Annotated in this window: 16 protein-coding genes; 9 read left to right on the top strand and 7 right to left on the bottom strand. The window is 62.6% G+C overall.

Annotation, left to right across the window (positions count from 1 at the left end; genetic code table 11):
* Positions 1–234: 234 nt before the first annotated feature.
* Positions 235–534 carry a hypothetical protein gene (locus OKW41_RS24590; protein WP_429571246.1) on the bottom strand — a complete coding sequence of 100 codons (300 nt, stop codon included), beginning with the start codon at positions 532–534 and terminating at the stop codon, positions 235–237.
* A 13-nt stretch (positions 535–547) separates the two neighbouring features.
* A complete protein-coding gene (locus tag OKW41_RS24595; RefSeq protein ID WP_429571245.1) occupies positions 548–1,630 on the bottom strand; it encodes an IS630 family transposase in 1,083 nt (360 codons plus the stop codon).
* A gap of 57 nt (positions 1,631–1,687) precedes the next feature.
* Here OKW41_RS24595 and OKW41_RS24600 point away from each other — a divergent pair, with 57 nt between their 5' ends.
* The 3 genes from OKW41_RS24600 (at position 1,688) to OKW41_RS24610 (ending at position 6,093) form a co-directional block, all read left to right on the top strand.
* A complete protein-coding gene (locus OKW41_RS24600; RefSeq protein ID WP_429574232.1) occupies positions 1,688–3,187 on the top strand; it encodes an MFS transporter in 1,500 nt (499 codons plus the stop codon).
* 760 nt (positions 3,188–3,947) lie between these two features.
* The gene (locus tag OKW41_RS24605; RefSeq protein ID WP_429448749.1) at positions 3,948–5,402 is read left to right on the top strand and encodes a catalase; all 1,455 of its coding nucleotides are present in this window, start codon (positions 3,948–3,950) and stop codon (positions 5,400–5,402) included.
* A 76-nt stretch (positions 5,403–5,478) separates the two neighbouring features.
* Positions 5,479–6,093: an ankyrin repeat domain-containing protein gene (locus tag OKW41_RS24610; protein WP_429574233.1), complete on the top strand. Its 615-nt coding sequence runs from the start codon at positions 5,479–5,481 to the stop codon at positions 6,091–6,093.
* Between the two features lie 20 nt (positions 6,094–6,113).
* On the opposite strand, the gene OKW41_RS24615 is transcribed toward OKW41_RS24610, so the two are convergent.
* On the bottom strand, positions 6,114–6,293 hold the full coding sequence (locus OKW41_RS24615; protein WP_027196133.1) for a hypothetical protein: 180 nt from the start codon (positions 6,291–6,293) through the stop codon (positions 6,114–6,116).
* A 242-nt stretch (positions 6,294–6,535) separates the two neighbouring features.
* On the opposite strand from OKW41_RS24615, the gene OKW41_RS24620 reads away from it, so the two are divergent.
* Entirely contained in the window at positions 6,536–7,009 is a 474-nt protein-coding gene (locus OKW41_RS24620; RefSeq protein WP_429574234.1) for a hypothetical protein, read from the top strand.
* Positions 7,006–7,704 (top strand): EAL domain-containing protein, encoded by a 699-nt coding sequence (locus tag OKW41_RS24625; RefSeq protein WP_429574235.1) that lies wholly within the window; start codon positions 7,006–7,008, stop codon positions 7,702–7,704. The genes OKW41_RS24620 and OKW41_RS24625 overlap by 4 nt, the downstream gene beginning before the upstream one ends.
* A gap of 165 nt (positions 7,705–7,869) precedes the next feature.
* Here the strand turns inward: OKW41_RS24625 and OKW41_RS24630 are convergent, their stop codons facing one another.
* The 4 genes from OKW41_RS24630 to OKW41_RS24645 all read right to left on the bottom strand — a co-directional run bounded on the left by OKW41_RS24630 (position 7,870) and on the right by OKW41_RS24645 (position 11,984).
* Complete coding sequence (locus tag OKW41_RS24630) at positions 7,870–10,134, bottom strand: molybdopterin cofactor-binding domain-containing protein (RefSeq protein ID WP_429574236.1); 2,265 nt, start codon at positions 10,132–10,134, stop codon at positions 7,870–7,872.
* Entirely contained in the window at positions 10,134–10,586 is a 453-nt protein-coding gene (locus OKW41_RS24635) for a (2Fe-2S)-binding protein (RefSeq protein WP_429447511.1), read from the bottom strand. The genes OKW41_RS24630 and OKW41_RS24635 overlap by 1 nt, the downstream gene beginning before the upstream one ends.
* A 71-nt stretch (positions 10,587–10,657) precedes the next feature.
* Positions 10,658–10,969: a high-potential iron-sulfur protein gene (locus tag OKW41_RS24640; RefSeq protein ID WP_429574237.1), complete on the bottom strand. Its 312-nt coding sequence runs from the start codon at positions 10,967–10,969 to the stop codon at positions 10,658–10,660.
* A gap of 16 nt (positions 10,970–10,985) precedes the next feature.
* Positions 10,986–11,984, bottom strand: a complete 999-nt coding sequence (locus OKW41_RS24645; protein WP_429574238.1) for an aldo/keto reductase — start codon at positions 11,982–11,984, stop codon at positions 10,986–10,988.
* 145 nt (positions 11,985–12,129) lie between these two features.
* Between OKW41_RS24645 and OKW41_RS24650 the strand changes: the two genes are divergently transcribed.
* The 4 genes from OKW41_RS24650 to OKW41_RS24665 all read left to right on the top strand — a co-directional run bounded on the left by OKW41_RS24650 (position 12,130) and on the right by OKW41_RS24665 (position 18,893).
* Positions 12,130–12,585 carry a winged helix-turn-helix transcriptional regulator gene (locus OKW41_RS24650; RefSeq protein WP_184022521.1) on the top strand — a complete coding sequence of 152 codons (456 nt, stop codon included), beginning with the start codon at positions 12,130–12,132 and terminating at the stop codon, positions 12,583–12,585.
* 277 nt (positions 12,586–12,862) lie between these two features.
* Positions 12,863–16,102, top strand: coding sequence for an efflux RND transporter permease subunit (locus tag OKW41_RS24655; RefSeq protein WP_429450024.1), 3,240 nt, complete (start codon positions 12,863–12,865; stop codon positions 16,100–16,102).
* 19 nt (positions 16,103–16,121) lie between these two features.
* On the top strand, positions 16,122–17,408 hold the full coding sequence (locus OKW41_RS24660) for an efflux RND transporter periplasmic adaptor subunit (RefSeq protein WP_429574239.1): 1,287 nt from the start codon (positions 16,122–16,124) through the stop codon (positions 17,406–17,408).
* A 27-nt stretch (positions 17,409–17,435) separates the two neighbouring features.
* Positions 17,436–18,893, top strand: a complete 1,458-nt coding sequence (locus tag OKW41_RS24665) for an efflux transporter outer membrane subunit (RefSeq protein WP_429574240.1) — start codon at positions 17,436–17,438, stop codon at positions 18,891–18,893.
* Positions 18,894–18,898 lie beyond the last annotated feature (5 nt).

Below are 18,898 nucleotides of genomic sequence, written 5' to 3' on the forward strand. Positions count from 1 at the left end.
ATTGTATCGAGCGCGTTAATGGCGACTGGCCCAAATTAAACAGAGAGAGAGAGAGAGAGAGAGAGAGAGAGTCCGTGCAGAATAACCCGGGTACGCCATTAACGACTTCGCAAGCCGCCTCGCCCCACGCGGCGCCAGTAGCGGACAGCTCAGTCGCTCGCAGCGCCTCGCAACAGGCGCTGATTCTCGCGGGCGTTTGTATCGCGGTACTAGTACAACATCCTTTAAATACGTTTAATAATTATCAGGCTGCAAATAAGGCTGTAGGAGCGTGACGACCACATCGGCCATTTCGTCGAGCGAACCCGTGCCCGGCAGCGGTTCCCAACGCCCACTATGGCTACGAAAGGCGGCGCCATATCGATTGCGGCCGAGCTCGGTGAGGCGCGCCACGACGGTTGGCTCGTCATCGTCCAGACGTTTGATCAGCAAGTGGCGCCCGTAGGCTTGCGTGACGATCTGCTCATGACCGAGCAGGCTGCGCAGTCGACGCTGCAGTTCAGCAGCGTGGTGTTTGGCAGGTACAGCTGGCATCTGCGTTCCTCGATTACGATGCACCGCTTTGCAGCGGATAGCCCCGGAAACTCCATTTGAAGGGGCGTGCGGCCTGATTGTGCTCGCCGACGAACTGCCCGGTGCGCTCGCGCAGGTGCGCGGTGCTGGTGTGGCTGGCATGGCGCAGCACCCGGCGCGTATAACGGGCAAACCAGAGTTCGATCTGATTGACCCAGCTTGCGTGCAACGGCGTGAAGTGGAAGTGAAACCGCTTGCCATGCCGCGCATTGAACGCCTGCCAGACGGCCTGCGCGCGATGCGTGTTCAGATTGTCCCAAACCACGTGCACCTGTTTGTCTGGGTACGCGGCCGCCACGCGTTCCATGAAGGCTACCAGATCGTCCTGGGTGCGCCGCTCGCGGCACTCTGCCAACACCTTTCCGGTATGCACATCGAGCGCAGCAATCAACGCCTGGGTGCCGTGACGGATATATTCGAATTCACGGCGACGCAGCCGTCCTGGCGCGGGTGCCCGTCCCGGGTGCTTGCGCTCAATGGCCTGAATGCCGGTCTTCTCGTCGATGCTGAGCACGACCGCGTTTCGCGGCGCCTTGCGGTACAGCTTGCAAATCACGTTGACCTTCTCGCGAAAGGCCGGGTCTGGACTGTGCAGCCATTGCCGGACCCGGTGCGGGCGTACGTCGCCGGCCTGCAGAATGCGCTGCACGTGACTGCGGCTGATCTGCCCGACGACGCCGCGCTCCACGGCACGCGCCGCAATCTCGTCGAGTGTCGGCGTGACCCGTCCCTCAGGCTCCTGCGCTTCACACGCCAGCGCAATCAACTGCAGTCGCGCTTCGTGCGTGATGCGTGGCGGACGGCCACTGCGCTCGCCCTCGCGAATACCCTGGACACCTTGCCGCGCAATGCGCTTGCGCCACAGGCAGACCGTTTGCACCGAGACACCCAGTTCCCGCGCAATCACCGTATTGGAGTGACCCTCGTGGGCCCACAACCCGATACGCGCCCGCATCACATCTCGCTGCGTAGCCGTCTTCCGCTCAATCAGCGATAGCAGTTCCTGTCGTTCTTTATTCGCCAGCTTCACTGGCGTTGCATGGCGGCCTCGGCTCATTCAGACATGATAACCGGGGCAGTTGATTATTCAATCTATTTCAGGGATGTTGTACTAGTGCTGCCGCTGAATTTCGGCGGTGCGGCGGTGTCGGCGCCGACTATCGGCACCGCGCTGGGAGGCAGTCCAGTGGCAATCAACTGGATCCTGAACGCGTTCATGCTGAGCTTCGGCAGCAGTCTGATGGTCGCCGGAGCGCTCGCGGATCTGCTCGGACGAAAACGTGTATTCGCCGTCGGGGTAGCGCTCTTTGCAGCGACATCACTCGGGATCTCGGCCGCGCCGAGCCTCGTGTGGGTCGACTTTCTGCGCGCGCTGCAGGGCATTGCGGCCGCGTTGGTGCTGGCCGGATCATCGGCAGCGCTTGCCCAGGAGTTCGACGGGCATGGCCGCGCTCGCGCGTTCAGCATGCTCGGCACGACCTTCGGCGTGGGCCTGGCGCTGGGTCCGCTTCTCGCCGGGTTTCTTACGCAAACATTCGGCTGGCGCTCGTTCTTCCTGGCGGATGCGGCTATCGGCTTGACGGGCTTTGCGCTCGGCGTTCCAAAGCTGAGGGAATCCTATGATCCGCACGCGCAGGGTCTCGATTGGCCTGGCGCCATCAGCTTTACCGCGGCACTGACCCTGTTCACCTTCGGCCTGCTGCAAGGGCCGGAGAGCGGCTGGACCAGTCCCCTCATCGTTGCACTGTTCGTGGGTGCCGCGGTCATGGCGATCGCCTTCGTCTGGATCGAAGGTCGTGTTACCCGGCCTATGCTCGACCTGTCGTTGTTTCGCTATCCGCGCTTCGTCGGTGTGCAGGTACTCCCGCTTGCGACCGCATTCTGCTACGTCACGTTGCTGCTTGTCTTGCCGACGCGATTCATCGGCATCGAAGGACATACCGCGATCGGCGCGGGCTTGATGATGGTTTCGCTTTCGGCGCCGATGCTGATCGTGCCGCTCACCGCTGCGCATCTCACGCGCTGGATGTCGGCCGGCGTCATCTCGGCGATCGGCCTCGTCATTGCGGCCATCGGCATGCTCTGGTTCAGTGGGATCGGACTTGATGCGTCAGCCACTGTCCTTGCGATTCCGCTGTTCGTGATCGGTGTCGGTGCGGGGCTGCCGTGGGGACTGATGGACGGCTTGTCAGTCAGCGTTGTTCCAAAGGAACGCGCCGGCATGGCGACGGGCATCTTCAGCACGACGCGCGTGGCGGGCGAAGGCATGACCCTCGCGGTGGCTAGCGCGATATTGGCGGTGCTCACACGCTTGCGACTAGCCGACGCACTCGCGGGATCTCCCGGCGCGTCGGCTCGTGCCGTCACAGAAGCCGCCCAGCGCGTGGCCACCGGCGATCTGGCACACGCTGCGGTGCTTCTCCACACACTCGGGCCGACCGTACTCGTGCATGCGTACGACGGCGCGTTCCGGGTACTGCTCCATATGCTGGTGGCCATCACGCTCGCCTCCGCGATCATGGTGCTTGGGTTCCTTGGCCGCACACCATCCGCGACGAGCCCAGACCATGTCAGCCCGGCGCTTTCCGGAGGCGATGGGATCGCCGACCGGTGAGACGCGCGCGGCTGCATTCGAGAAGACGCGGGTTTTCGCAGCGAAGGCTTCCACGGAGGAAGCCACAGGTAAGGATTCACCCACGACTCATGGCTGAATACTGACCGACGCATTACCGATCCGGCTCTTTGACATTGAATCTTTATTCATGTCAATTCAGTCAATGGATTTTTCCACGGCAATAAAAATTGACAAAATCACAAGCTAACTTCTACCGATCAAGCGCATTAGCTTAAGATACTTTACCAATTAGAGCAGTGGGCTCTACTGCCAATTTCAGCAAGACAGTTTTCCAATTTTTGGACGTTCACGACGCATTCTTTGCGGGCGAACGTGACGATCCAGTCCCGCCTTGCGCAATCTATCGCCGAACTTTAGCCCACTATTTACGGACTGTTTTCGAAGAAGAGCAGTGTCGAGAACTTGCTCAGGCTCCCTTCCTGGAGATCCTGCAACCCGCTCTTTGTCATGCCTTTTTGCAGTACTCCTTGTTAATTCCAATTGAGCTATACCACATAATTTTAATCTTGGCTGCTTTCATTTTTATCATCCTTTTTTAGTCTTGAAAGAAACCGACCTCCTATTGCAGGCATAGAGAAAATAGATTGGCGCTATGAAAAGCCCAATCATAGGATGTGCCTGGTTTCCTCCTGACCTGAACTGGGATCACAACGTGAAATTACGCACGACACAAATCGCAGCAAGCATTCTTTCCATCGCCTCCGCAATCGTCACCGCGCAACCCGTGTACGCTGAAGATATGACGCGCGATAGTGGCTCGCCGGTCGGCGACAACCAGAACTCCCAGACCGCCGGTCCTGAAGGTCCGGTACTGCTGCAGGACTCGCATCTGATCGAGAAGCTGCAGCGCTTCGACCGGGAGCGCATCCCGGAGCGCGTCGTCCATGCGCGCGGCACGGGTATCTTTGGCGAGTTCGCGCCGAGCGCCGATATCAGCGCGTTGACCACCGCCAAAGTGTTCACGCCTGGCACGAAGACCCCGGTCTTCGTGCGCTTCTCGACCGTGATGGGCTACCGTGGATCGCCTGAGCAGGCGCGCGACCCGCGCGGCTTTGCCGTGAAGTTCTATACGCAGCAAGGCAACTGGGACGTCGTCGGCATCAACTGGCCGATCTTCTTCATCCGGGACGCCATCAAGTTCCCGGACTTCGTGCACGCAAACAAGCCGTCCGCCGTGACGGGCGTGCAGGATCCGAATCTGGCCTTCGACTTCTTCGCCCATACGCCGGAAGCGACCAGCATGCTGACGCACCTCTACACCGACGAGGGAATGCCTGACTCATACCGCCACATGGATGGCTACGGCGTGCATGCGTTCAAGTTCGTCAATGCCAAAGGCGAAGTTCACTACGTAAAATTTCACTGGAAGAGCCGTCAGGGCATCGAGGGCATCCGTCCGCAGGATATTCCTCATTCGATCGGTGCCGACTGGAATCTGATGACCGACGACCTGTACAACTCGGTCAAGGCCCATTCATATCCGCAATGGGATCTGTACATTCAGATCCTTTCGCCGAAAGATCTGAACAAGTTCGACTTCGATCCGCTTGACGACACGAAGGTGTGGCCGTCGTCGATCCCTGAGCAGAAGGTCGGGACGATGACGCTCAACCGGGTTCCGGATAACTACTTCCAGTCCACTGAAGAGTCGGCATTCGCGCCGTCCCGCCTCGTGCCGGGCATCGAGCCTTCGGAGGACCGGATGCTGCAGGGTCGTCTGTTCGCGTACGCCGACACGCAGATGTATCGCCTGGGACCGAACTACAACGATTTGCCGATCAACCGTCCTGTTGTGCCTGTGTACAACAATAACCAGGATGGCTTGATGAATTCCGGCGATCGCAAGGCTGAGGTGAACTACGAGCCCTCCAGCATCGCGGAGATCTCGCAGCAGGCCAAATACAAGTCCGTGCAGACGCCGCTCAGCGGAACGACGCAGCAGATGGCGATCCACAAGACGCTCGACTTCCGTCAGGCTGGCGAGTTCTACCGGACGCTGTCTGAAGCCAACAAGGCGGATCTGGTCACGGCATTGTCGGGCGATCTGGGCCGTGTAACAAACGACGCGAACAAGTACACGATGCTGTCGTACTTCTACAAGGCTGATTCCGATTACGGTACCCGCCTCGCACGCGCCACGCACGCGGATCTCTCACGTGTGCAGGATATGGCGTCGCACCTTGGCGATAACTGAAGCCAGTAGGCAACCCAGACGGAGCCTGCGCAAGCAGGCCCCATCTGCCTGAATACGATTTCCGACGGAGAACGTCATGCGAGGTTTCTCTACTGCGCGGCGAGTAGTTCGAAACGCAGCCGTGGCAGCGATAGCCGCACTTGTGAGCGCGAGTTGTGCGGAGCACGTTTATCGGCCAGCAACGTATTCCGGCACGGTTGACACGCGAGCATACACCGATGACTGGTTCGCGGCGGCGCGCGAAGGGCGAACCGATATCGTCCAATTGCTGATCGACGCACACTATCCGATCGAAACCGCAACGCCTCAGGGATATACCGCGCTCATTCTTAGCGCCTACGATAATCACCCGGACACGCTAAGGGCGCTTCTTGCCGCACACGCCAACGCATGCGCCGCCGACAAGCACGGCAATACCGCGTTGATGGGCGCACTGTTCAAGGGCGAAACGAACATTGCGCAAATATTGCTCGGGGCACGCTGCCCTATCGATCAAACCAACAACGCAGGGGAAACGGCGCTATCGTTTGCTGCGCTGTTCGGCCGGCTCGATATGCTCTCGGTGCTGGTGGCGCACGGAGCGAACGTCAATCATGTCGACGCACGCGGCGGCACCGCGCTGCAAATGGCCATCTCGCAACACAATACCGCCGCAGCCGATGCGCTGCGCCAGGTCGGCGCTACGCAGTAAGGCGCTACGCAGCTCTGCGTTCACGCGAAAGTATTGATGATGCTTCCAACCATGCCGTTTGCACTGACAGGCGGCGCGCTCGCAGCTTCCGCTTCGACGAGAGCCAGGGCGCCGCTTTGCGGCGTATGCGCGGCAACGCCCTGCGAGGACTGCTGCATCACTTGCATGGCCACGCTTGCGGCGGTTTGCGTAACGTTCATGATCTTTCCTTTATTGAAGACGCAGACGTTAGCACGTCTTCCGATTTTGCGCAGATCTCACCAATTGAATTCGCTGCCGCTGCTAAGCGCGGAAAATCGCGCTGCGGGTCTGGATGACACGAATGTCATGTTGCCGACTGATTTGCGACATGCAGGAGCCGGTATGTTGATACGTCGCTCAGAGGTCTATGTGGATTATTCGACGCGCGTAAGCAAGAAGGAATACAACGGGGTTGTCTTCAATGATGGAAATCACGGCCGTAGTCAGCATCAGGATTGCAGATATCACGCGTCTGACCCACATATTCGGCGAGGAATCGACTCAACAGGCTCTCACTCAGTTCGGCGAGGAAGCAACGGCTTTGCTAAAGCGGTTGCTGGCTCAACATCAGGTAGTTGACCAATATCGTTCTGATGTCGACGGACATTGCTCTGCGTGTTTCCGCGTGCTGTCGGGAGGCTTGCCGCGTGATGCCAGCGAAGCGGCGCAGGCCATAGAAAAGGCAGGGCGTCATCTGATTCGCGAGCGGCTACTTGCTATTTTTTTGGCGGCGGGACAGGCGCCCGGATCAACTGCGATCTGTCGGTGTTCGTTTTGCCTTCCGAAGCAGTCTCAGGAGATGCCAAAACAGGTTGGTTTCAATGGACGAAAGATCGATCGAGGTCCCAACCGAAACATCAACATAAGGACCGGGACAACTCATCGACCAGAGTGAGAGCAATTCTGCGCGAACGCTCCATACAGACCGTGTTGCAGCCGATAGTGCGCATTAAAGACGGTGCAGTGACGGGTTTTGAAGCCCTTTCCAGAGGTCCGCAACGGACGCCATTTGAACGCCCGGACGTGCTGTTCGACGCGGCGCATGGGGCCGGCTGTGCCGTGGAGATGGAATTATTGTGTGCCGAATTGGCTCTCGAGCGCACCAAAGGCAAGCTGCCGCCCGGGAAGTTTTTGACCATCAATCTGGGCCCGGATGCCTTGGCCCTTGCTGCGGAAAAACTGCCGTTGGCAGGCCGGCAGGAAGTCATGTTCGAACTCACCGAGCACTTGCCGCTCAACGAAGCCGAGGGTTTGCGAGACGCGGTCGAACGCCTGCGTACCATCGGCATTGGCTTGGCCCTGGACGACACGGGCTGCGGGTTCGCAGACCTCGATACCGTCCGTCTGTTGAAGCCAGCAATCGTCAAACTGTGCATTACCGTGATCCGGAATGCCGATAAGGGTGCGCCCTTTGCAGCCGCTATTCGCGCGTCGGCTGAACAGCTCTGTAAGCTCGGCTGCAAGGTGCTTGCTGAAGGTGTCGAAACGGCAGCCCAGCACGACGCATTGCAGAACTGCGGCATCGAACTTGCGCAAGGGTGGCTTTACGGCAAGCCGGCGGCCGTTGCGTCATTGCCAGGCGGCAGGTGACCCAACGGCGGGTTCGCAGAACGATTTCGAAAGAACTGGCGCGCACCGAAGTGCACTGAACACCGCCGCCCGCGCACAGCGTTCCGTTGACGCGACAGCTCTATCGTTTAACGCTGATTTCATTCTCACGGTAGGCAGCCGCTCGAACTCCGTTGCATTTTGCCGCTACGTCCGTTTCAGCAGCGACGTATCCACCGGTAACGCACGAATCCGCTGGCCGGTCGCGTTGAAGATCGCGTTGCAGATGGCCGCTGAAGTCGGCGGCACGCCCGGCTCGCCAACGCCGCCAGGCGGTGCATCGCTCGGCACGATATACACGTGTGTCTCGGGAACGGAATCGATACGGGCGACCTGGTAGTCCGTGAAGTTCGATTGCTCCGACGCGCCGTTCCGGAAAGTGAGTTCACTGTATAACGTGTTGCCGAGCGCCATCACCACCGCGCCCTCGAACTGCGCAACAACCCGATCGGGATTGACGATGCGCCCGCAGTCGACGGCCAGATCGACGCGTGTCACACGCACCGAACCATCGTCGGCCACCTGCACATGCGCGACCGCGGCCACATAGCTCAGGAAGCTCCGATGTACGGCAATCCCGCGCCCATGCCGCGCCGGCAATGCGGTCGACCACCCGGAGCGCACGGCGACCGCGCGAACCACGGCCGCATAGCGGGCGGTGTCGATCGGATACTCGTCGATCGACGCGCCGTAGTTCGGGTAATCGACGCCTAGTGCATGCAGATCGACATGCCGCGGCGTGCCGAGCAGCGTGAGCAGGTGCTGCACCGGATCCTGCCGCGCGGCCGCGGCAAGCTCATCGACGAACGACCCTAACGCGAAGCCGTGGGGAATGTTGTACACCGATCGATACCAGCCGATGCGCGTGTGCGCGGAGGCGGCGCCGTTCTCACACCGCACGTTGGCGATGTCGTAGGGCATATCGGTCACGCCCTGCCCCAATTCCCCCGCCGCTCCATAGCGGACATCGGCCTTGAATGTCGAACTGATCGACGGAAACACCGTGCGGTGCAACCACGCGACCGTCTTGCCTTGCGCATCGAGCCCGCCTTCCATGTGCTGGGCGCACACCGCATGGAAATAGTCGTTGTGCACATCGTCTTCGCGAGTCCACGTGAGCTTCACGGGCGCGCCGACCTCGCGTGACAGGAACGCCGCCTCGGCCACGTAGTCAGGCTTGGACTTTCGGCCGAAGCCGCCGCCCAATAACGTGACATTGATCGTCACGGCCGGCTCCTGCACCCCGAGCACCTGTGCCACGGTCGTGCGAGCCTGCTGCGGATTCTGCGTCGCGGTCCATACTTCAACCGCACCGTTCGCATAGGACGCGGTCGCGGCGAGCGGCTCCATCGCCGCATGCGCCAGGTGCGGCACGTAGTAGTCCGCCGAGATATGGTGGGCAGCGCTCTTCAGCGCAGCCGCTGTGTCGCCGTTGTTGCGAACGATTTTGCCCGGCTGTCGCGCGGTGTCCTCGAGCGCCTTGCGATAAGCCTGACTGTCATACGATGCATTCGGCCCAAGGTCCCAGTCGAGCCTCAATTTCCGCCGCCCTTGCATCGCGGCCCAAGTGCTGGTTGCCACCACCGCGATGCCGCCCAGCGGCTGGAAACCGGCGGGCAACGGCGCAGCGGGAATGCGCACCACATGCAGCACGCCGGGCACTTTCATCGTGTCGGTCGAATCGACGCTCTTGAGCGTCGCGCCATAGACCGGCGACCGTTCGATCGACGCGTACGTCATTCGGGGCAACACGACATCGATACCGTACGTCGCCCGGCCGTGGACGATGTCGTCGAGATCGACGATCGGCAGCGACTTGCCGATATACCGCCAGGTACCCTCGTCTTTCAGATGCAGCGTGTCACGGCCCGGCACCGGCTGACGCGCCGCCGCCGTTGCGAGCGCGCCGTAGGCCACGCGCCGCCCGCTCGCCGCATGCACGACATGACCCGGCTCAGTGTGGCAGGTCGCCGGCGCCACGCGCCATTGCACGGCGGCCGCCGCCACGAGCATCTGCCGGGCCGTGCCACCTGCTTCGCGCAATGGCTGGAAGAACTGGCGGATGCTGCGCGAGCCATCGGTATTCTGGTCGCCATACTTCGCATCGCCTTGCGCCTGCACGACCTTGACGGCGTTCCAGTCGGCATCGAGCTCGTCGGCAAGAATCATCGCGAGACTGGTGCGGATACCGGTCCCCATCTCCGAACGATGCACGACCAGAATGATCTCGCCGGACGGCGCGACCGAGACGTACACGTTCGGTGCGAAAGCCGCTTTAGCGCCATTCGCGGATGACAGCACGCTCGCCGCGAGCGCGGTACCCGCGCCGCCGATCTGCAAGCCCAGTACAACCCCACCCGCCAAGGTCCCTCTCAACACCCCGCGCCGGCTCAGATTGACGATTTCGCCCATCACGCCTCCGACGCTGCGGCCTTGATAGCGGCCTTGATGCGTTGATAGGTGCCACAGCGGCAAACATTGCCGGACATCGCTTCGACGATCTGCTCGTCACTCGGCTTCGGCGTCTGCTTGAGCAGCGACGCGGCCTGCATGATCTGTCCCGGCTGGCAGTAACCGCACTGCGGCACATTGGCGGCTTTCCACGCGCGCTGCACCGGGTGATCGCCCCCTTTGCCGAGTCCCTCGATGGTCGTTATGGGCTTGCCCTGAACATCCGCCAGTGCGGTCACACACGAACGCACAGCGACACCGTCCAGATGGACCGTGCATGCGCCGCACGCACCGACCCCGCAACCGAACTTGGTACCGTGCAGCCCCAGCAGATCGCGGACAGCCCACAGCAGCGGCATATTCGCGTCCGCATCGACGTTGTGATGCACGCCGTTCACAATGAGTTCCATCAACTGATTCCTCGTAGTCGACGCGAACGGCACGAAGTCGTCATGCGCCGTATCGCTTTGCCCGCACGAGCCTATCAGGCTCTCGCGTGATAGGCGTTGCACCATCCCGCGCCGCTCACCTGTTTCGCACCGAACAGCGCGCAAAGCGCGCTCGTGTCGGCTGGCTTGCCCTGATAGAACTGGCAATTCGAGCAGCGCTGGTTGGCGCTGAAGCGCGGATATTTCGCGTGATCGACGCGCGATGCGTCGGTCCGGTAGCCGAGCGCCTGCGCGGCCGGATCGCTTTCCTGAAGCTGCGTGGGCGCGGCCCACGCCGTGCCGCCGGTCATTGCCAGCGCCGCGGCGCCAACGGTATGCACAATGAAAGTTCGTCGATTGGTTCGCATGTTCAATACACTCCTTTCACGACACCAGAACACGTTGCGGCGGTGCCATAAACTCCGGACCTATCGGGTCCTTGACGAATTGCGAGACGATCGCGTCGATTTGCGCGAAGGCCTTGTCGTCGAGTCGCCAGCCGAACGCGGCTTCGAGTCCGTCCAGTTGCGACGGACGGCGCGCACCCCACAGGGCGATCGTCGGGCCGCGGTCCAGCACCCAGCGCACCGCAAGCGCAAGCACCGACTTGTCGAAGTTATCGCGCGCGAAGACGTTCAGTGCTTTCACAGCGTCGACATACTGCTGACGACGCGGCGCACTGAACTTCGGGTCATGTTGACGCAGATCGTCGCCCTCGAAACGCGTCTCGGCGCCGATGCGCCCTGCCAGCAATCCGCGGCACAGTGCGCCATAGGCGAGTGCAACCAGCCCATGCTGTTTCACATAAGGCAGCACGTCGCGGTCGATGTCGCGTTCAAACAGGTTATAAGGCGGCTGCGTGGTGGACAGCGGCGCTACGCGGCGGAACGCGTCCATTTGCGCCGCAGAGAAATTGCTGACGCCGAGCGCGCGAACCTTGCCTTCCTTGCGCAGGTCGTCCAGCACCGCGGCCGTCTCTTCGATTGGCACGAGCGGATCGGGCCAGTGAACCTGGTACAGATCGATGTAATCTGTCCGCAAGCGCCGAAGTGTATCCTCTACTTCATGACGAATGCGCTCCGGCGAAGCATTGCGAAATACCTTGCCGTCCTGCCATTCGAGAGCGACTTTAGTCGCGATGACTGCCTTATGGCGATATCCATCGGCCAGCGCTTTGCCGACGATTTCCTCCGACGTGCCGAAGCCGTACGCCGGCGCCGTGTCGATAAGGTTCACGCCGCTGTCGAGCGCCCGGCGGATCACCGCGATCGAGTCCTTCTCATCCGTGCCGCCCCACATCCATCCGCCGATCGCCCACGTGCCCAGGCCGATACGCGATACGGGTGTCGATAAACCCTCAATTTCAATTGTTTCAATAGTCATGCGATGCTCTCTCGTTAAAGCGCCGCATCCATGTCGAATGCGGGTTGAGAAAATGCGACGTGCCCAAAGGACGGGCAGGCGAGTCGATTATTTCAGCCGCATCCGGCGATCACAAGAAGGCACCTGAAGGTTCCATACTTTCCCCATGGAAACAAATTGCTACGACGGCCCTCACGCCGCCGAGAACCCACAGAAGAAAACCGATGACCTCGCGCGCAACGTCATCGAGCAGATCGCCGACAAGTGGACGATCCTCGTGATCGACGCGCTGGGCACCCATGGCGAGATGCGTTTCTCGCGACTACGCGACGAGGTGGGGGGCGTCAGTCAGAAGATGCTCACGAAGACCTTGCGGCAACTCGAGCGCGACGGTCTCGTCACGCGCTATGTGCATCCTGTGATACCGCCTCGTGTCGACTATCAGTTGACGCCGCTAGGACGCAGTCTGCTCGACAAGATCTGTGGGATCTGGGACTGGGTGGAAGCGCATATGACGGAAATGGAATCGGCGCGACGGCAGTTCGATCTCGGCGAAAAGCGTACCGATCGCGCGCCTTCGAACCGGGACGCGGAGTCCGGCTCGGAAACGCGCCTGGAATAGCCGAACGCGTTGGCAGCGCGCTTGCCATGGGTGGTCGGATCGCCGGTGTCTTCCTGAACCGTCTCGAGAGACGCGAGGCCGGCCACGATCGATAGATCGCGCGTGAGTCCTCACGTCACCGCAAGCTCGAATCGATGCCCAGATAACGGAACGGTAATCTAGCCGACCGCGCCCCGTAAGGGCTCCACCATCACACTCCTGAGTCGAGAAGCCCGCGTCACGCGCTCTGACAGCGCAGGGACGCCGTGCCTTCATGGCCTCATTTCAGGAACCCGTCATGTGGATTGTCCGGCTCGCGCTGCGCCGCCCTTATACCTTCGTGGTCCTCGCCGTGCTGATCCTTATCGTCGGCCCGCTTGCGATACTGCGCACGCCGACCGATATCTTCCCGAACATCGATATCCCGGTGGTCAGCATCGTCTGGACGTACAACGGCTTTTCCGCCCAGGACATGGCCAATCGCATCACTTCGAATTACGAGCGCGCGCTGAGCTCGGACGTCGACGACATCGAGCATATCGAGTCGCAATCGCTGAACGGCGTCTCGGTGGTGAAGATCTTCTTCCATCCGGGCGCGGACATCAATCGCGCGATCGCCGAGGCAGCGTCGAACTCCGCATCGATCCTGCGCGTGCTGCCGCCCGGCACGCTGCCGCCCAACATCATTACCTATAACGCCTCGACGGTGCCGATCCTGCAACTCGGCCTCTCCAGCGACACGCTCTCCGAACAGCAACTCTACGACCTCGGCAACAGCCAGATCCGCACGCAGCTGGCGACGGTACAAGGCGCGTCGGTGCCGCTGCCGTTCGGCGGCAAGGTCCGGCAGATCATGGTCGATATCGACCCGCGCGCATTGCAGGCCAAAGGCCTCGCGCCGCTCGACGTGGTCAATGCCGTCAACGCGCAGAACCTGATCCTGCCGGGCGGCACCGCGAAGATCGGCACGAAGGAATACAACGTGCAGATGAACGGCAGCACGGACACCGTAGCCGCGCTCAACGATCTGCCCATCAAGACGGTGGCGGGCGGCGTGGTGTATGTGCGCGACGTCGCCCATGTGCGCGATGGCTACGCGCCGCAAACCAACATCGTGCGCAGCGACGGCAAACGCGCCGCGCTTCTTACCATCGAAAAGTCCGGCAGCGCGTCGACGCTCACCATCATCCAGCAGGTCAAGGCGATGCTGCCGCATATCGTGGCCGGCTTGCCGAGCGCGCTGCACGTCACCGCACTGTCGGATCAATCGGTGTTCGTGAAGTCGGCCGTCGTGGGCGTGGCGCGCGAAGCGCTGATCGCCGCCGCCCTCACCGCCTTGATGATCCTGCTCTTTCTCGGCAGCTGGCGCGCCACGCTGATCATCGCGGTGTCGATTCCGCTCGCGGTGCTGACCTCGCTGATCGCGCTGTCCGCGCTTGGCCAGACCATCAACATCATGACGCTTGGCGGCCTCGCGCTCGCCGTCGGGATTCTCGTCGACGACGCCACGGTCGCCATCGAAAACATCACGCATCATCTGGAGAACGGCGAGCCGCTGCACGACGCGATCCTGAACGGTTCCGGCGAAATCGCCGTGCCGACGTTCGTATCGACGCTGTCGATCTGCATCGTGTTCGTGCCGATGTTCCTGCTCTCAGGCGTGGCGCGCTATCTGTTCGTGCCGCTCGCCGAGGCGGTGGTGTTCGCCATGATCGCGTCGTACTTTTTCTCGCGCACCCTGGTGCCGACGCTCGCGATGTACCTGATGCGCGCACGCAGCAACGCGCTGGTGGCGGGCAATGGACCGATTGCGCGCCTGATCCGCTTTCAGGCCGCCTTCGAACATCGCTTCGAGCGGCTGCGCGAACGCTATCGCGGCGTGCTCGGCGCGGCGATAGCGAGTCCGCGGCGGTTCATCGCGATCTTCCTGCTGTTTTGCATCGGCTCGCTCGCACTGGTGCCGTTTGCGGGCCGCGACTTCTTCCCCGCCGTCGATACTGGCGAGATCCGCCTGCATCTGCGTGCGCCGACCGGCACGCGTATCGAAGACACCGCGCGCCTCACCGACGAAGTCGAAGCCCGTGTGCGCAGCATGATTCCGAAGCAGGAACTCTCGGCGATGCTCGACAATATCGGCGTGCCGGTGAGCGGGATCAATCTGACCTACGACTCATCGGACCCGATCGGCCCGGAAGACGCCGACGTGATGATCACCCTCGCGGCGAAGCACAAACCGACCGCTCAATATGTGGCGAGACTGCGCACGACGCTCGCCAGGGATTTCCCCGGCGTCACGTTCGCCTTTCTGCCCGCCGACATCGTCAGCCAGATTCTCAACTTCGGGCTGCCCGCGCCGATCGATATCCAGATCGTCGGCAACAAGCTCGACGCCAACCGCGCCGTGGCGAACCGCCTGCTCGCGCAACTGCGCGGCGTGCGCGGTCTCGTCGATGCGCGTATCCAGCAGCCCGGCGATGCCCCTGCGATCAACGTCAATGTGGACCGCACGCGGGCGATTCAGGCCGGCCTGCTGCAACGCGACGTGTCGCAGAACCTGCTGATCGCGCTGTCCGGCAGTTCGCAGACCACGCCGAATTTCTGGCTCGATCCGCACAACGGCGTGAGCTATCCGCTGATGGCGATGATGCCGCAGTACGACATCAACTCGTTGCAGGCGCTCGCCAATATTCCGGTCGCGCAAACCGGAGGCACCGGGTCCGGCGTGATGACCACGGCCGCAAACACGGGCGGTCCGGCGCCGCAAAACCTGCTCGGCGCATTGAGCACACTGACACGCGTCACCCAGCAAGCCGTCGTCTCGCACTACAACGTGCAGCCGGTGCTCGACATTTTCGCGTCGGCGCAAGGACGCGACCTCGGCGGCGTAGCAGCAGACGTGACCCGGCTCGTCGATCAGATCCGGCCGCAATTGCCGCCTGGCGCGTCGATCGTCATGCGCGGCCAGGTGCAGGCAATGCACGACTCGTTCAGCGGTCTTGCGAGTGGCCTCGTGTTTGCGATCGCCCTGGTCTACCTGCTGATGGTCGTCAATTTCCAGTCGTGGCTCGACCCGTTCATCATCATCAGCGGCTTGCCGGGCTCGCTCGCGGGCATCGCATGGATGCTGTTCAGCACCGGCACTCGCCTGAGCGTGCCGGCGCTCACCGGCACCATCCTGTGCATCGGCATCGCCACGGCCAACAGCATTCTGGTGATCAACACCGCGCGCGAATTTCACCACGGCGGCAAGCCGCCGCTGCGGGCCGCGCTCGAAGCCGGTTTCAGCCGCTTCCGTCCAGTGCTGATGACCGCGCTCGCCATGCTGATCGGGATGCTACCGATGGCGCTCGGCCTCGGCGATGGTGGCGAACAGAACGCGCCGCTCGGACGCGCCGTGATCGGCGGCCTCGCGCTCGGCACGGTGTCGACACTACTGTTCGTCCCGGTCGTCTACGGGATGGTGCATGCGTGGCTCGACAAACGCCGCGCGGCACGCACCGACACGCAAGAATCCGGCGTTCCCGCCCGCACTCATTGATTCCGACGAGACCTTGCCCATGAACGATTCATCCCTTCCGCCCGAGCTTGGCGAGCGGTCCAAAGCGTCCGCCGGGACCGCCGAGACCGCCGACACCGCGCGTTTGCATAGCGCCAGGGAAACCCGGCATGCCGGCGCCACGCCGGCAGCGGCCGCCAGCATGAACGCGCGCCGCCGCCTCTGGCCGCTTGCGTTGACCGGACTTGCCGCGGCGTTGCTGATCGTCGGCATCGTGCCGCGTCTGCACGCCAGTGCCGCGCTGACGCAACAGACGCAGGCGCAAAGCATGCTCAGCGTGTCGGTCGTCGCGCCGCGCGCCGCGCCGGCCGTCCACGAACTGCTGCTGCCCGGCGCGGTTACGCCGTTCGCGGAAGCATCGATCTACGCGCGCACGAGCGGCTACCTCGCGCACTGGAACACCGACATCGGTACACAGGTGAAAAGCGGTCAGACGCTCGCGACCATCGAAGCCCCCGAGCTCGACGCGCAACTGCGCCAGGCCCGTGCCGACGAAGCCACCGCGCAGGCCAATTTCGACTACGCGAAGACCACCGCGCAGCGCTGGCAGGAGATGCTGAAGACACAATCGGTCGCGCAGCAGGAAGTCGACACCAAGGTCAGCGACATGGAAGCGCGCCGCGCGATGCTCGCGTCGACGCAGGCGAACGTCGCGCATCTGGCCGAGCTTGTCTCATACGAGAAGATCACCGCGCCGTTCGACGGCGTGATCACTGCGCGCAACGTCGACGTCGGCGCACTGGTCACGGCGGGCGGCACGCCGGGCACCGCGGGCATGTCGGGCGAGCTGTTCCACATCCAGCAGACCGGCGTGCTACGTGTCTTCGTCGATGTGCCGCAGAACGACGCGCCCTACGTCACGCCGGCGACCGGCGTGTATCTCACCGCCCAGCAGTATCCGGGCCGTCGTATCGCCGCGAAGGTGGCGCGCAGCACCGATTCGATCGATCCGTCGAGCCGCACGCTGCGCGTCGAGATCGACGTCGATAACAAGGATGGCGCGCTGATGCCCGGCGCTTACACGCAGGTGCATCTGCAGTTGCGATCGACCACGCCGGCGCTCGACCTGCCGGTCAGCGCCTTGCTGTTCCGGCCGGACGGCGTGACGGTCGCCGTGGTCGATAGCAACGGCCGGGCGCTGCTCAAGACCGTGCATATCGGCCGCGATTTCGGCACGCACGTGGAAATCACCACAGGCCTCGCCGCCACCGACCGCGTGATCGACAACCCCGGCGATTCGCTGAACACCGGCCAGATCGTGCAGATCGCGCCGGCCATGCCTGGCTAGGCGCACCGTCACAGAAAGGATTTGCCGATGGTTTCCCTGTCTCTTTCACGGCCGGTGCTGCGCCGCACGCTCGTGGCCGGGATGATCGGCGCGCTGCTCAGCGCGTGCTCGACCTTGCCCTCCTATCAGCGCCCGAGCGCCGGGATTCCCGCGCACTATGCGGGCACCGCACCCGGCTGGACGCAGGCTGCACCAGCCGACACCACGCCACGCGGCCCATGGTGGACGATCTTCAACGATCCGGTGCTGAATCAACTCGAAGCGCGTATCGACGTGTCGAACCAGACCGTGCGCAAGGCGGTCGCGCAGGTCCAGCAGGCGCGGTCGATGGTGGACTATCAGCGCGCCGGCTTTTTCCCGACGATTACCGCTGGTGTCGCGCAGGATCGCTCGCGGACCTCACAGAATGTCGAAGGCAAATCGCTCGCGGGCAAGACCGTGCCGGACTATTCGGCGGGCGTGTCGGCGAGCTGGGAGCCGGATCTGTTCGGACGCGTGCGCGATAGCGTGAACGGCGCGCAGGCCGACGCCCAGGCGAGCGCAGCCGACCTCGAAGGCGTGCGCCTGTCGATGAGCGCGGATCTCGCCGCCGACTATTTCTCCCTGCGCTCGCTCGACACGCAGAAGAAGCTGCTCGACGACAGCGTGAGCGCCTACGCGGCCGCGTTGAAACTGCTGCTGCAGCAACTGAAAAACGGTGCGATCGATGCGTCCGCGGTCGCCCAGGCCACGACGCAACTCGAAGCGACGCGCACGCAGGACACCGACATCGACGTGACGCGCGCACAACTGCAGCACGCGATTGCCACGCTGACCGGCGAGCCGGCTTCGAGCTTCACGCTGCCACCGAACGGCTCGGCTGTCACACCGCCCGCGATTCCGGTCGGCTTGCCGTCGCAACTGCTGGAGCGGCGCCCGGATATCGCCGCCGCCGAACGGCGCGTGGCGTCCGCGAATGCACAGATCGGCGTGGCGCACGCGGCGTTTTTTCCGGATCTGGTGCTGTCCGCGAGCGCCGGCCTCGAAAGCACGTTTTTCGCGCCGTGGCTGAGCGCGCCGAGTCTGTTCTGGTCGCTCGGTTCGCAACTGGCCGGCACGCTGTTCGACGGCGGCAGGCGCGAAGCCGGGTTGCAGGGCGCCACGGCGCAATACGACGGCGCGGTCGCGGACTATCGTCAGTCGGTGCTGGTGGCATTCCAGCAGGTCGAGGACAACCTGTCCGCCTTGCATTCCCTCGCCGACGAAGCCGCCAGTCAGCAGCGCGCCACCACGGCCGCGGATCTCTCCTTGCGGCTCACGACGAACCGCTTCAAGGCGGGCGCGGTCAGCTACCTCGACGTGGTGACCGCGCAGACGATTGCGCTGACGAACCAGCGAATCGCGGATCAGATTGCCGCGCGACAGTTGGAATCGAGTGTGTTGTTGCTGAAAGCGCTGGGTGGGACGTGGGGTGGCGAAAGCAAGAGCGCGGCGGGGTCTGTGTAACCGGT

It is taken from the genome of Paraburkholderia sp. UCT70 (assembly GCF_050434085.1).
Lineage (GTDB): Bacteria > Pseudomonadota > Gammaproteobacteria > Burkholderiales > Burkholderiaceae > Paraburkholderia > Paraburkholderia tuberum.